This window comes from Streptomyces sp. NBC_00887 (assembly GCF_045207585.1).
This window is the reverse complement of the sequence record NZ_CP108788.1, coordinates 992,850-1,006,639: the sequence shown is the minus strand read 5'-3', so window position 1 is coordinate 1,006,639 and position 13,790 is coordinate 992,850. Positions and strand designations below refer to the sequence as shown.

General features: G+C 68.9%; 9 protein-coding genes and 2 pseudogenes. 6 read left to right on the top strand and 5 right to left on the bottom strand.

Features of this window, described 5'->3' with window-relative positions; genetic code table 11:
* Positions 1–11: 11 nt before the first annotated feature.
* The 4 genes from OG844_RS04570 to OG844_RS04555 all read right to left on the bottom strand — a co-directional run bounded on the left by OG844_RS04570 (position 12) and on the right by OG844_RS04555 (position 5,398).
* The gene (locus OG844_RS04570) at positions 12–887 is read right to left on the bottom strand and encodes a geranyl diphosphate 2-C-methyltransferase (protein WP_406388253.1); all 876 of its coding nucleotides are present in this window, start codon (positions 885–887) and stop codon (positions 12–14) included.
* A 16-nt stretch (positions 888–903) separates the two neighbouring features.
* Entirely contained in the window at positions 904–2,214 is a 1,311-nt protein-coding gene (locus tag OG844_RS04565; RefSeq protein ID WP_406388252.1) for a family 2 encapsulin nanocompartment cargo protein terpene cyclase, read from the bottom strand.
* A 109-nt stretch (positions 2,215–2,323) separates the two neighbouring features.
* Positions 2,324–3,736, bottom strand: a complete 1,413-nt coding sequence (locus OG844_RS04560; protein WP_406388250.1) for a family 2B encapsulin nanocompartment shell protein — start codon at positions 3,734–3,736, stop codon at positions 2,324–2,326.
* Positions 3,737–4,540: 804 nt separating this feature from the next.
* Positions 4,541–5,398 carry a SigB/SigF/SigG family RNA polymerase sigma factor gene (locus OG844_RS04555; RefSeq protein WP_406388248.1) on the bottom strand — a complete coding sequence of 286 codons (858 nt, stop codon included), beginning with the start codon at positions 5,396–5,398 and terminating at the stop codon, positions 4,541–4,543.
* Positions 5,399–5,689: 291 nt separating this feature from the next.
* Between OG844_RS04555 and OG844_RS04550 the strand changes: the two genes are divergently transcribed.
* Entirely contained in the window at positions 5,690–6,877 is a 1,188-nt protein-coding gene (locus OG844_RS04550) for a PP2C family protein-serine/threonine phosphatase (protein WP_406388247.1), read from the top strand.
* Positions 6,878–6,914: 37 nt separating this feature from the next.
* On the opposite strand, the gene OG844_RS04545 is transcribed toward OG844_RS04550, so the two are convergent.
* Complete coding sequence (locus OG844_RS04545; protein ID WP_406396004.1) at positions 6,915–7,412, bottom strand: MarR family winged helix-turn-helix transcriptional regulator; 498 nt, start codon at positions 7,410–7,412, stop codon at positions 6,915–6,917.
* Positions 7,413–7,726: 314 nt separating this feature from the next.
* Between OG844_RS04545 and OG844_RS04540 the strand changes: the two genes are divergently transcribed.
* From OG844_RS04540 to OG844_RS04520, 5 genes and pseudogenes are all read left to right on the top strand, one after another.
* Positions 7,727–8,119, top strand: coding sequence for an STAS domain-containing protein (locus OG844_RS04540; RefSeq protein ID WP_406388245.1), 393 nt, complete (start codon positions 7,727–7,729; stop codon positions 8,117–8,119).
* Between the two features lie 267 nt (positions 8,120–8,386).
* Positions 8,387–8,701, top strand: a pseudogene (locus OG844_RS04535) (maleylpyruvate isomerase N-terminal domain-containing protein); the annotation flags it as partial.
* Positions 8,629–9,087 (top strand): annotated as a pseudogene (locus tag OG844_RS04530) (maleylpyruvate isomerase N-terminal domain-containing protein); the annotation flags it as partial. The pseudogenes OG844_RS04535 and OG844_RS04530, both read left to right, overlap by 73 nt.
* Before the next feature lie 3 nt (positions 9,088–9,090).
* On the top strand, positions 9,091–10,041 hold the full coding sequence (locus OG844_RS04525) for a LysR substrate-binding domain-containing protein (protein ID WP_406396002.1): 951 nt from the start codon (positions 9,091–9,093) through the stop codon (positions 10,039–10,041).
* Positions 10,042–10,326: 285 nt separating this feature from the next.
* The gene (locus OG844_RS04520; RefSeq protein ID WP_406388244.1) at positions 10,327–13,722 is read left to right on the top strand and encodes a CARDB domain-containing protein; all 3,396 of its coding nucleotides are present in this window, start codon (positions 10,327–10,329) and stop codon (positions 13,720–13,722) included.
* Positions 13,723–13,790 lie beyond the last annotated feature (68 nt).

The window sequence follows — 13,790 nt, the reverse complement described above, 5'->3', positions numbered from 1 at the left end:
TCAGCAGGCGGTCAGATGCGGTCGGCTGCGATGAGGAGGTACTGGAAGGACCCGTCCCTGTAGGAGTTGATGAACGCGTCCTCGATTCCCGTGACCAGCGAAGACGTGGCCCGTAGCTCCCAGTAGGGCAGGGTGTCGGGGGTGAGATCGATGACGGCCTGTGGCACGAGGCGATTGTCGGCCATGGCGCGCAGGTACTCCCGGCGCGAGTGGATGTTGCACTCGAAGTGCGCGTTGATCTGCGAGACCCACTTCGAGGGCTGCCCGTACCGCGGGTTCCAGCAGCCGGTGATGGTCACGTAGCGGCCGCCGACCTCGAGGATGCGGGAGTGTTCGGCGAAGAGGTCGTGCAGGTCGACGTACATGCTCGACTCGTTGTTCCACGAGGCCGCGGCCGACCCGGTCTCGAACGGAGTGGCGAGCATGTTGCAGACGCGGGCGCGGACGTGGTCCTGGACACGGAGTTCTCGGGCACGACGGTTGGCGAAGTCGGCTTGCTTGGCCGACAGCGTGACACCTTCGACCTCGCACCCGAAGCGCTGGTGCGCCATCACCATCGAACCGCCGCGGCCACAGCCGGCGTCCACCAGGGTGTCGTCCTCGCCGATGTCACCGAGATGCCCCAGAAGGAACTCCGCCTGGGCGGACTCCAGTCGGTGGAGCTCGGCGATGAGTTTCTTCTCGCTCTCGCTGTCCGTGGAGTCACCGAGTGCGGCGTGGTCCACGTCGCCGATGCCGTAGTGATGGTGGTAGAGGCCGTCGACATCGCCGAGACGCAGGTTCACGGGCCTGGCCTCCCCGTCCCAGTAGCGGGCGATGTCCCCCTGGTAGGGCGTCGACGGGCGGGGGATGTGGAGGGACGCGGTGGCGAGTTCGGTGTGGGTCACAGATGATTCCATTCTCTTACCAGAAATCGGGCAGGCTGTAGCGGTAGGTGTTGGACCGGTGCCAGTGGTGGTTGCCGTCGACCCAGGTGGCCACGCCCCGGAGGAAGCGCTGCACGTCGGGGGCGGGGCAGGCCTCGGCCAGGGCGGAGGCTTCTCGTTCGAAGTCGTGCATGAGGTCGTTGTGGACCTCGACCGACTTCAGATAGGCGTCCCGTTCGGAGAGGCCCTCACGTTCGGCGATCACGACGGGCAGGTTCAGGTGCCGGCCCGGAGCGTCGAGTTCCTTGGTGTACGAGTACAGGTCGTTCACGATGGTCGTCGCGTTCCCCGCGAGGGCGATGACCTTCTGCATCGCGGCCTGGGCGTGCAGGTCCGCCGGCAGTTCGTAGCCGCCGACGGTGTCGGTGATGGTCGGACAGGGACGGAAGTTGTTGAACTGGCGCATGGCCAGGTACTCCCACACCTCCGGTACGTGGTCCAACTGCGCCCAGGCCGCTTCGGCGAGGTACCCCAGGTGCAGCCGGGCCATGTCGTGCCGTAACCGGTCCGCCTGGGAAGGGCTGGCAGCTCGGACGAAGTACTCCATGGCGGAGCGGTAGGCGCGCCGGGGTGCGTCCGCGTGGAGCGACTTCGCCCACTGCGGCTGGTACTCCTCGGTCGTGTGCAGGGGGTCGAGGGCGGTGTGCGCCAGCAGAAGACGTTCGCCCAGGCCGACGGGAGAGCCCCCGTGGTCCTCGCAGTAGCAGTCGTCCACGGCGTTCTCGGCCACCATCAAGCGTGTGGCGACCATCAGGTGGTCGACGGTGGGCGCGTCCGGATGGCAGCCGACCATGTAGCGGCCCACCGAAAAGCCGTCGAACTCCTCCTCCCAGTCCTCGGGATACAGGCTGACCTCGTCCAACGCCCAGGACTTGATCCTTCGGCTGACTTCTTCGACCCGCACCGGGTCGGGCTCGGGCACCGGGTGGTAGTAGAGGCCCGGGACCGGCGTGCCCTCCGCTGTGTCCGTCGGCGGCTCCGAAGACGTCGGTGGCCTTTCCCGCAGGATCAGGCGCAGGCCCGCTGTGCCCAGACCGCTGGGGCCACGCAGGATGCGTGCCAGGTCGGCGCCCGGTGCGGGCACCTCCATCGCCGGGGTGTCGAGGGGAGTCAGGGCGGGCGAGGCCGGCGCAGGCGGGGCGGGCGAGGCCGGAGCGCAGGGCGGCCCGCCGGTCGCGGTGTCGATGTCGAAGGCGCGGGCCGCGGCGGAAGCGAGTACGTGCGCCCCGAAGCGGGAAGCGGCCTCTTGCAGGTGGGACTGTGGTGGTGGCAGCTCAGGCTCTGACATCCGTGGCTCCTTCGTGGGGTGGGCGGCTGTCCCGAGGCCCTCCGGGGCATGCGCGACCGCCCCGAGAGGGGTTGGGGGTGTCGCACCAGGCCTTTTCGGGCCGGGCCCGCTACTTGGGCCAGTGGGCGATCTGCACGTTCTCCAGCACGCCGACCGCGTCCGGCACGAGGATGGCGGCGGAGTAGTAGGTGCTGACGAGGTAGGACGTGATCGCCTTCTCGTCGAGGCCCATGAAGCGGACCGACAGACCCGGTTCGTACTCGTCCGGGAGCCCGGTCTGGTGCAGACCGATGACGCCCTGGTTCTCCTCGCCGGTACGCATGGCGAGGATCGAGCTGGTCCTCTCCTTGGTGACGGGGATCTTGTTGCAGGGGAGGATCGGGACCCCGCGCCAGGCCGGGACCTGCTGGCCCCCGAGGTCGACATGGTCCGGATAGACCCCACGCGCGTTGAACCCGCGCCCGATCGCCGCGATCGTCCGAGGGTGCGCGAGGAAGAACTTGGTGCCGCGGCGCCGGCACAGCAGTTCGTCCATGTCGTCCGGAGTCGGGGGACCGGAGTGCGTCTGGATGCGCTGCTTGAAGTCCGCGTTGTGGAGCAGGCCGAACTCCCGGTTGTTGATCAGCTCGTGCTCCTGGCGCTCACGCAACGCCTCGATGGTGAGCCTGAGTTGCTCCTTCGTCTGGTTCATCGGCCCGTTGTAGAGGTCGGCGACCCTCGTGTGGATCCGCAGAATGGTCTGGGCGACCGAGAGTTCGTACTCGCGCGGTTTCAGTTCGTAGTCGACGAACGCGCCGGGCAGCTCGGTTTCGCCGCTGTGGCCGGCCGACATCGCGATCTCCGCCTCGCCGCGGTGGTTCTGCCGTTGGCTGGACAGCGAGGAGAACTCTTCGAGGTGGGCTCGGAGGCTCGGCGCCGTGGACAGCACGGCGCGGAAGTCGGCGCGTGACAGGGTGAGCAGCGTGCCCGAGGTCTCGGCGGTGGCGGTGTGCTCCCACCGGGCGTCCTCCTCGAGCAGGGCGTGCTCCCCGAACCGGTCGCCATCGGCGAGTACGTCCAGAGCGGCATCGTCGCCGTACTTGCCGACCGAGGTCCGGCTGATGCGTCCGTGGGCGATCAGGTGGAGCTGGTCCGCGGGTGTCCCGCGCTCCACGAGCGTCTCGCCGGTGCGGAAGTCGCGTTGGACGCACCTGTCCGCGACGGCTGCCAGTACCTCGACGTCGTCGAAGCCGCGCAGCAGGGCCAGTTCACCGAGCTCACGGGGAATCACCCGGACGTCGGCGCCGTCCTGGATGAACTCCACGCTCCCGTCGCCGACGGTGTACGTCAGCCGACGGTTCACCCGGTAGGCCCCGCCCTGGGTCTCCACCCAGGGGAGCATGCGCAGGAGCCAGCGAGAGGTGATCTCCTGCATCTGCGGGGCGGACTTGGTCGTGGTGGCGAGGTTGCGGGCAGCCGCCGTGCTCAGGCTGGACTGCCGGGGCAACTCCACTTGCGCTTCCGTGGTCGAGTCAGTGGTCATCGGGCAAGGTCTCCTTGGTCAGGGCGGTGGCGCGCGTAAGCGGACACCACCGGGCAACAGGAGGGAAAAGCGGTATATGAACGGGAATCCGTCCAGACCCAGAGGAACCTTAACGGCCGCTTCGCCCCCTGAACCAAGGGAAGTTGCTGACATTCGCTCGATACGATGATCGCGTCCGCACGATGTTTGTCCGGGTACCGGCTGTATTCAGCCGAGGCTGATGGCGCGTCCCAGGGATCGGCCGGCTCGGATTCAGCGGTGTGGGACCGACGGGCCGACGGCGGCGGAAGTGCCGTACGCCAAGAGAGTTGCGGGCTGTCGGGCCCGACGGGTCGACCGCCCGCTGACGCGACCGTTTCCGCATGAGTCACGACCGGCCTCACCGACACGAGGCCAGAAACGCGACAAGGCCCGGATTCGGGCCAGGGAACAGCTGGGGAAACGCACCGACGAGGCATCTTCGCGGACTTGAGGCGAAAGGGGTGGCCGGTGCCGGTCGTCATCGTCGGGGAGGCGCGCCGCCGCGGGCTCAGGCGCCGTGCGAACCGAGAGTCATCGGTCTTCCGTGTGCGGCGCGGGGCGGGCTGCGCGCCGCGCCGCACACGGCGACCGACGGGGGGTGGCCGTCGGTCCGGCGTGGGACTGTGCCGGATCCACGGGCGGTACCTGCCGGGCAGGGACGTGGTGGGGTCACCGATGCGTCCCGGGCGGCGGGCCCAGCCCGATCGGTGCCGGGCCGGAAGGCCGCTTCATCGCGCGGACGACGGCCCGCCGGTGTCCCGAAGGTTCCGGGTGCGGGCGTATTCAGGCCAGCATGCCGGCGCGGAGCTTGCCGAGGGTGCGTGTGAGGAGGCGGGAGACGTGCATCTGGGAGACGTCGAGTTCGGCGCCTATCTGCGACTGCGTCATCTCCTGGCCGAAGCGCATCTCGATGATGCGTCGCTCGCGGTCGTCGAGCTCCTCCAGGAGCGGGGCCAAGGCGTGCAGGTTCTCCACGGTCTCCATGGCGGAGTCGGGCTCACCCAGGATGTCGGCGAACGTGCGGGACGCCGAGCCCGGCGTTTCCCCGGAGTCGGTCGGCAGGTCCAGGGAGCCCGCGGTGTAGCCGTTCGACGCGATGATGCCCTCGATGACCTCGTCCTCGGTGAGGTCCATGTGTTCGGCCAGTTCCTTCGCCGTCGGGTCACGGTCCAGGTGGGTGGCGAGTTCGTCCTTCGCCTTGGCCAGATCCACGCGGAGTTCCTGCAGCCGTCGGGGGACGTGGACGGCCCAGGTGGTGTCACGGAAGAAGCGCTTGATCTCGCCGATGATGTAGGGGACGGCGAAGGTGGTGAACTCGACCTCACGGGAGAGCTCGAACCGGTCGATGGCCTTGATGAGTCCGATGGTTCCGACCTGGGTGATGTCCTCCATCTCACCGCTGCCCCGGTTGCGGAAGCGGCGCGCGGCGAACCTGACCAGGGAGATGTTCATCTCGATGAGGGTGTTGCGCGCGTACTGGTACTCGCGCGTGCCCTCCTCCAGGACCTGCAGCTGCTCGAAGAACAGCGTCGACAGGGCGCGCGCGTCCTTCGGGGCCACCTTGCCCGCGTCCTCGATCCAGGGCAGCTCACCGACACGCTCCGGCGAAGCCTCCGAAGCCGACGTCACGTCAGTCGGCATGAGCCCGGCAGTCTGTTCAGCAATCACTTCTTGTCACCCTCCCTGGAACGAGCTCGCTTCCTGACGAGCCCTTGCCCCGCCTCGGGAGGACCATGCGCGGTGACGCGAATTTTCTTGCTGTGCGGAAACAGTTGTCTCTGGGCATCGTAAGATGAGCAGCGCCGATCACCGGTGCGACCCCCCTGGGCGCGCCGCGCTGGATCGGGTACAGGCCCCGTACGCTGGAGGCTGACGGCCGAGGCCCACGGACGGTCCGGGGCTTCGGCGCAGCACGACGAGAAACAGGATCACGTGGACAGATTCGCTGCCGTCGAGCGAGAGCTGCGCAAGGCCGCACCTCATCAGCTCCTCGACGTCGTCACGACGACTCTGCGGGAGCAGTACGACGTACAGAGCGTGGAGTTGCGGCTCGCCGACTACGGCGTGACCACGCTCCAAGTGGTGTCCGAGGCGCCTCTCGCCGAGCCGGTGCCCATACATGACAGCCCGCAAGGGCGGGCATTCGGCGCCCAGGAGGCGTACGTGGAGCCCCGGACCACGCCGGGTCCGGCGACGGCGCACCTGCCGGTGACCGTCCGGGGAGACCGGCTCGGTGTCCTCAGCGTCACGGCGCGGGAGGGCGGCTGGTCCCGCGAGTGCCTCGCGGAGATGCAGCAGATCTGCGAAGCGCTCGGCCACGAGATCCTCGTAGCCGAACGGGACACCGACCTCTATCTCCTCGCCCGCCGCGCCACACGGCTGACCCTGGCCGCGGAGATGCAGTGGCAGCTGCTGCCCGGCCGCTCCGTGTCCCGCCCCGAATTCTCGCTGGGTGCCCACCTGGAGCCCGCGTACGCGATCTTCGGCGACAACTTCGACTGGTCGGTGTCGGCCCATCACCTCACCCTCACCGTCACCAACGGTATGGGCAAGGGGATGGAGGCGGCCCTGCTGACCAATCTCGTAGTGAACGCGCTGCGCAACGCCCGCCGCGCCGGCCTCGACCTTTCCGGCCAGGCCAGCCTTGCCGACCAGGCCGTCTACGCCCAGCACCGGGGCGCCCTGCACGCGTCGGTCCTGCTGCTCCGTTTCGACCTGGCCACGGGCGAGGTGGAGGCCGTGGACGCCGGCTCCCCCCGCATGTGGCGGCTGAGGGGACGCGGCGTCGAATCCTTCGACTTCGACGCGCAGCTCCCGCTGGGCATGTTCGAAGAGACGGAGTACGTCGCGGAGCGCCTTCGCGTGGAGCCGGGCGACCGGCTGCTGATCGGTAGTGACGGTGTCTACGACAGCGCGTCGGCGGCGGGGGAGCACTACGGGCAGCGTGCCCTCGCACGGGCACTGTCCGCGCACCGCTTCCTGCCTTCCGAGCAGGTGCCTCTCGCGGTTCTCCGCGATCTGCGGGACTACCGGGGCGCGACACCGCTGGAGGACGATGCCCTGGTGGTCTGCCTGGACTGGTTCGGACGGCAGTCCTCCACCGGTGGCACGTTCGTGTGACCGTGGCCGATCAGGCGGCCGTGCGGTCGGCCGGCTTCTATCCGGTCGACCGCAAGGGTCTCGCCCCGTCGCTGTCCTGCCCCGAGGACGCAGCCGCGCCGCGGAAGGCCCTGAGCCCTTCGAGGAGCGAACGCCGTGCCTTGGCCGGCATCGCGTCGATCGTGGACATCAGCACCTCCTCCCTGCGCATGCGCAGGTCGACCAGATACGCCTTGCCGAGACTGGTCAGCCGGAGCTCCAGTTCCCGGCGGCTCACCGGGCTGGGGGTGCGCTCCACGAACCCCGTGGCCTGCAAGCGGTCGCACAGCCTGCTGACCGAGGGGGAGGCCGATCCCAGGGCATCGGCGAGCATCCGCAGATTGATGCCCTCCTCCCGGTCCAGCGTGTACAGCACGCGGAGCTGGGAAGGGGAGACCGGGCCTGTCGGCACGGCTTCGCGTCCGTGCTCCCAGAGGACTTCGAGGAGTTCGACGAACTCGGAACCCTCACGGGCCACATCCCGCGACCGATGGTCGGGTTCGGGGCTCAGGCCCATATTGATGACACTCCGATCCGGCATCGCCTCACTCGTCCGTCTGGCCACCGGACCGAGCAATCGAGCCGGGCATCCGCTGCGCTCGTACGGAGAGCCAGGACCGAGGTTCCGGGACACACATGCACGGCCCCGAATATCCTACCCCCGTCCGCCACAGGTTCCCCGGGTCGCGACGGAGGCTCGATGGGTTTCCGTACGACAACAGTTGTCATGGGGTACGGTTCGGCAGTCGACATCTGATGCGTGATCTTCGAGCGGGCCACGCCGCTCCCGCCGTGACGGCGACCCGCTCCCGGCCTGGAGTACTGACACCCATGACGCACAGCCAGACCCTCATCCTCACTGTCAGGTATCCGGCGGACTCGATCGCCGTCCTCACGGTTGCCGGAGAGATCGATGTGGACAGTGCGCCGGCCTTGCGGACCCGGGCCATGGAGCTGATCAGGCAGGGCAGGCCACACCTGGTCCTGGACCTGGCGCCCGTGGAGTTCTGCGATTCCTCCGGTCTCAACGCGATGATCGCCATCCTCCGGTACGCGAAGGACCGGCACGGGTCCCTGTCGTTGGCCGCCGCACCGCCCCACCTGACGAGGCTGCTGGGCGTCACGGGTGTCGGCGACCTGATACCCGCACTACCCACCACGGCCGAGGTGCTGACACACATCACGATGCCCGGGGGTACGCCGGAGCAGCAGGAACCCCTCTAGACGGGCACGACGAAGCCCAGGCCAGGGACTGCCGGGCGGGGCTCGATCTCATCAGTTCAGGCCTGCTGCGGAGCGGGCAGGACTCGCGGGGCCCATCCGTTGCCTGCGGCGCCTCGCGGCGCGCCAGCAGCCGGTACGGGGCCGCCGGGACCACCAGGCCCACGAAGGCTGGACCTCGGGTCCGGGAGTGCAACGGCGTTCCACGGCAGGCGTGTTGTCAGCGGAAATCGCTGTCCGGTTGCCGGAGCGCAGTGTCAGGCATCCGGAGTGGGGAAGAATCTGGAGTCCCCCGGTCTGCTGCGGCTGATCGACGAACGGCCGGCCTTCCGCGCCGCCGTCGCTTCCGCGCCCAGCCTCGACGTGCAGGTGCCGACCTGCCCCGGGTGGACGCTGTTCGACCTGGTGCGGCACCTGGGCGAGGGGTGTCGCTCCTGGGCCGCCACCGTCGCGGCAGGCCCTGCCGCCTTGATGAAGTCCGCAGGGAAGGCCCGGTCCCACCTCGGGAGCGCGAGGCCCTGCCGGCCTGGCTGGCCGCATCGACGCAGGAGCTCCTGGACGAACTGCGGGAGGCCGGCCCGGACCGTGGTTGCTGGACGTGGTGGGGCACGGCGCAGTCGCCGAGGACCTGCGGCGCCGTCGCCCGGCACCAGCTCCAGGAGATCGCGGTGCACACCTACGACGCGCAGGTCACCGCGGGTGACCCGCAGCCGCTGCCGGACGAGGTGGCACTCGAGGGTGTCGACGAATTCCTGTCCACCTGCTGCGCAACTCCCGGCGCCTGGCCGCACAAGCCCACTGCCTTCGGCTTCCACGCCACCGAGGGCCACTCCTGGCGCCTGACGGCCGACGGCGACGGCGCACGCTCCACGCGTCTCCCCGTCCCCGGAACGCCGCCCGCCACCGCTGCCGACGAGGGTCAGGAAGCGGCCGGAGTCTCCGGCCGCGGCACGGCCGGTGAGCTGGTCCTGTTCATGTACGACCGCATCCCGGCGGACTCCCTGCGGATCGACGGAGACGCAGGTCTCATCGACCTGCTCCGCGCCTGGGAGCCGGAGGGGGAGGACCTGACGATGCGCCACCGTCAAGGTCGAGGGAATGCCTCCGGGAGAACGGGCGCAGCCAGGCCGTGGTGGCTCGGTCCGAAGGCTTGTTCCGGGTCCAGGGCGGAACACGAACGCGCCGCGCTGCACGCGGGCCGCGGCGGAATCCTGCGCATCGGTGCGTTCGCCACCGCCACCATCTCCCTGGTGCGCGCGGCCCTGCGCGAGTTCAAGCGGGACGGGCCGGACGTGGAGGTCACCGCGGTCGAGGGGCGGAGCGGCACCCTGATGCGGCAGCTCACGGAGAGGGATCTCGATCTCGCCGTGGTCAGTGAACTCCGTCCGGTCTTCCGCCGGCCGGGGGTGTCACGACGACGGCTCTCCCGGGGACGAGTTGCTCGTCGCTCCACCACGGCCATTCCCTGGCGGGAGCCGGGACCGTCGAGCTGCGCTATCTGTGCGACGAGGTCTGGCTCCAGGACGCGCCCTCGGACAGCCCCGCCATGCTCGCTGGCGCGTGGGCACGGGCGGGCTTCAAGCCCAGGAAGGTCATCAGGATCGCGGAGTGCCGCCGCCGGACCGGGGATCGCCCTGGTCCCCTCGTCGGCGACCCACGCGGTCCCGGCCGGACTCGTCCTGTGTCGGCTCGGCCCCCCCGCACCGGAGCGTACACATTGCACTGCCCGCGGCCCCGGTGCCGGCGGCGTTGAAGCTGCGGACCTGCGCCACGTCGCCTCCGACCGGACTGTGCTGACCGGCAACTGGCGGTTGCGCCGCCAAGGAACGGCGAAGGCCGTGGTGCGTCGGAGAGGGCTTCGCTGGTCACTCCTGATCCTTTGCGATCCGGTTGGTGGCGCTGAGCTGCGCAGTTGGCGGGCGTGAGGGTGGTGCCGGTGTGAGGACCGTTGACAAAAGTGTGACCTGCTAGAAACCTGTCACCTCGGCACCGCAAAATATTGACCGGATCACTCAAAATCCTAGGCAATGCACGCGAGTTTCCGGCGGGTGGCCTGCCTTCCCCCTGCCGGCGTCCCCGATCGTCCCCCCATCGGTGTACCGGCAGCCCGTACCCGGCCGTCACCGACCGCGTGACGCAGAACGCGTCGCGCTGTCGGTGACGCGCCGCTGTGCCCTCCCGGTCCCGCAGCCCACGGAACTGAGGACAGCATGAGATGGAAGCAACTCGGACGGCGGTTCGCCGTCGGAGCGGTGGCAGCCGCGCTGATGACCGTCGGGCTCCTGCCCGTCGCCGCATCGGCGGCCGTCCGGAGCCCCGACCTGGCTCTCGGTAAACAGGCGACGACCAGCGGGTCGCACGGTGGCTACGCGGCGTCGAACGTCACCGACGGCAGTCAGCAGACGTACTGGGAGAGCCCGGGCACCTTCCCGCAGTGGGTCCAGATCGACCTCGGCAACCGGTTCGACGTCGACCAGGTGGTGCTGAAACTGCCGACGACGTGGGAGGCGCGGACGCAGACGCTCGCCGTCCAGGGCAGCACGGACGGGAGTGGCTTCAGTACCCTGTCCGCGTCGGCCGCCCGGGTGTTCAGCCCTTCGGCGGGCAACACCGTCACCATCGGCTTCCCCGCGAAGCAGGCACGGTTCATCCGGGTGCACGTGACCGCCAACACCGGCTGGAACGCCGCGCAGCTCTCCCAGGTGGAGGTCTCCGGGGACGGCGGGGAGGATCCCGGCCCACCGTCCCCGGACGGCTCCAACCTGGCACTGAACAAGCCGATCGAGGCTTCGTCGGTCACACAGACCTATGTGGCGGCGAACGCCAATGACGACAAACTCTCCACGTACTGGGAGTCGAACGGATACCCCTCGACGCTGACGGTGAAGCTCGGCGCCGACGCCGACATCGAGGCCGTCGTCGTCAAGCTCTCCCCGGACCAGGCGTGGGCGACCCGTACGCAGAGCGTCCAGGTGCTCGGCCGCGCCCAGGACGCCACAATATTCGCCTCGTTGAAGGACCGCGCCGACTACTCCTTCAACCCCTCCGGCAACCAGAACACGGTGACCATCCCGGTCAGCGGCCGGTACGCGGACGTACAGCTCAAGTTCTTCTCCAACACCGGTGCGCCCGGTGCGCAGGCAGCAGAGATCCAGGTCGTCGGGACCGCCGCCCCCAACCCCGACCTGACCGTCTCCGAGCTGGCATGGTCGCCCGCCACGCCGTCGGAGAAGGACGACGTCACCGTGAACGCCACGGTGCGCAACACGGGTACGGCGGCGTCCGCCGCGACGACGGTCGACGTCAGCCTCGAAGGCCTGGTCGCCGGCAGCGCGTCCGTGGGCGGTCTCGCCGCCGGAGCATCGGCCACCGTGCCGGTCGCCGTCGGCAAGCGCCCGATGGGCGCCTACAGCGTCTCGGCCGTCGTTGACCCGACCGACACGATCGTCGAGCAGGACAACAGCAACAACAGCCGCACCGCCGCGTCGAAGCTCGTGGTCTCCCAGAGCCCCGGACCCGACCTGGAGGTGCTGGGCATCACCTCCAGCCCGTCGAATCCCGCGGTGGGCGCCGCCGTCACCTTCACCGTCTCCGTACACAATCGCGGTACCACGGCGGTGAGTTCCTCGACGGTCACTCGTCTCCTGGCGGAGAGCACCACACTGAACGGCGCGACCGGGGCCGTTCCCGCCGGAGGTACGGTCAGCGTGCCCATCAGCGGGAGCTGGACCGCGAAGAGCGGCGGGGCCAACCTGACCGCCACCGCGGACGCGACCGGAGTCCTCACCGAGACCAACGAGAACAACAACGTCTTCTCCCGCGCCATCGTGGTCGGCCGGGGGGCTGCGGTCCCGTACACCGAGTACGAGGCGGAACAGGCCGACTACGAGGGCACGTTGCTGAAGGCCGACCAGGAGCGCACCTTCGGGCACACCAACTTCGCCACCGAATCCTCGGGCCGCGAATCCGTGCGGCTGAACTCCACCGGCCAGTACGTCGAGGTCACCTCGACCGTACCGTCCAACTCCCTCGTGGTCCGCAACTCGATCCCCGACGCCTCCGGTGGCGGCGGGACGGAAGCCACGATCAGCCTGTACGTCAACGACACCTTCGCCCGCAAGCTGACACTCTCCTCCAAGCACAGCTGGCTCTACGGTGACACGGACAGTCCCGAAGGCCTGTCCAACCAGCCGCAGGCCGACGCCCGCAGGCTGTTCGACGAGTCCAACGCCCTGCTCGGCCAGACCTACCCCGCCGGCACGAAGTTCCGTCTCCAGCGCGACGCGGGCGACTCGGCCTCCTTCTACATCATCGACCTCGTCGATCTGGAGCAGGTGGCGCCGCCCGCCGCCCAGCCGGCCGGATGCACGTCGATCACCACCTACGGTGCCGTCCCGAACGACGGAATCGACGACACGGACGCCATCCAGCGGGCAGTGACGGCCGATCAGAACGGTGACATCGGCTGCGTGTGGATCCCGCAGGGCCAGTGGCGGCAGGAGCAGAAGATCCTGACCGACGACCCGCTGAACCGGGGCCAGTTCAACCAGGTCGGCATCAAGGACGTCACCATCCGCGGCGCGGGCATGTGGCACTCCCAGCTGTACACCCTCACCCAGCCCCAGAACGCGGGCGGCATCAACCACCCGCACGAGGGGAACTTCGGCTTCGACATCGACGACAACACCAAGATCTCGGACCTGGCGATCTTCGGTTCCGGCACCATCCGGGGCGGAGACGGCAACGCCGAGGGCGGAGTGGGTCTGAACGGACGCTTCGGCGATGGCACCAAGATCACCAACGTGTGGCTGGAGCACGCGAACGTGGGCGTGTGGGTCGGCCGTGACTACGACAACATCCCGGACCTCTGGGGACCGGGCGACGGCGTCGAGTTCACCGGCATGCGGATTCGCAACACGTACGCGGACGGCATCAACTTCGCGAACGGCACGCGCAATTCGACCGTGTTCAACTCCTCGTTCAGGAACACCGGCGACGACGCACTGGCCGTGTGGTCGAGCAAGTACGTCAAGAATCCGTCGGTGGACATCGGCCATGACAACCACTTCCGCAACAACACCATCCAGTTGCCCTGGAGGGCCAACGGCATTGCGGTATACGGCGGTTACGGCAACACGATCGAGAACAACATCATCGCCGACACGATGAACTACCCGGGCATCATGCTGGCGACGGACCATGATCCGCTGCCTTTCTCCGGGCAGACACTCATCGCCAACAACGCGCTCCACCGCACGGGCGGTGCGTTCTGGGGCGAGGCCCAGGAGTTCGGTGCCATCACCCTGTTCGCGGCCGGTCAGGACATTCCCGGCGTCACGATCCGGGACACCGACATCCATGACTCGACCTACGACGGCATCCAGTTCAAGTCGGGCGGCGGGTCCGTGCCCGGAGCGCAGATCTCGAACGTCCGCATCGACAATTCCGTCAACGGGTCCGGAATCCTCGCCCACGGAGGTGCGCGGGGCAGTGCGACCCTGACCGGTGTGACCATCACCGGCTCGGCCGACGGTGACGTCGTGGTCGAACCAGGATCGCAGTTCGTCATCAACGGCAGCGCCGGTCCGGCGTCCACCCGGAGGTAGATCCGGTCCTCGGACCGGGCACGACCCGGCCCCCGGCCGGCGCGCTGTCCGAGCGCGCCGGCCGGGGG

Bases quoted from the DNA above. Each gene is read 5' to 3' on its own strand.
- OG844_RS04565 (WP_406388252.1), bottom strand. From the start codon at position 2,214: ATGTCAGAGCCTGAGCTGCCACCACCACAGTCCCACCTGCAAGAGGCC.
- OG844_RS04560 (WP_406388250.1), bottom strand. From the start codon at position 3,736: ATGACCACTGACTCGACCACGGAAGCGCAAGTGGAGTTGCCCCGGCAG.
- OG844_RS04555 (WP_406388248.1), bottom strand. From the start codon at position 5,398: ATGCCGACTGACGTGACGTCGGCTTCGGAGGCTTCGCCGGAGCGTGTC.
- OG844_RS04545 (WP_406396004.1), bottom strand. From the start codon at position 7,412: ATGGGCCTGAGCCCCGAACCCGACCATCGGTCGCGGGATGTGGCCCGT.
- OG844_RS04540 (WP_406388245.1), top strand. From the start codon at position 7,727: ATGACGCACAGCCAGACCCTCATCCTCACTGTCAGGTATCCGGCGGAC.
- OG844_RS04525 (WP_406396002.1), top strand. From the start codon at position 9,091: ATGTACGACCGCATCCCGGCGGACTCCCTGCGGATCGACGGAGACGCA.
- OG844_RS04520 (WP_406388244.1), top strand. From the start codon at position 10,327: ATGAGATGGAAGCAACTCGGACGGCGGTTCGCCGTCGGAGCGGTGGCA.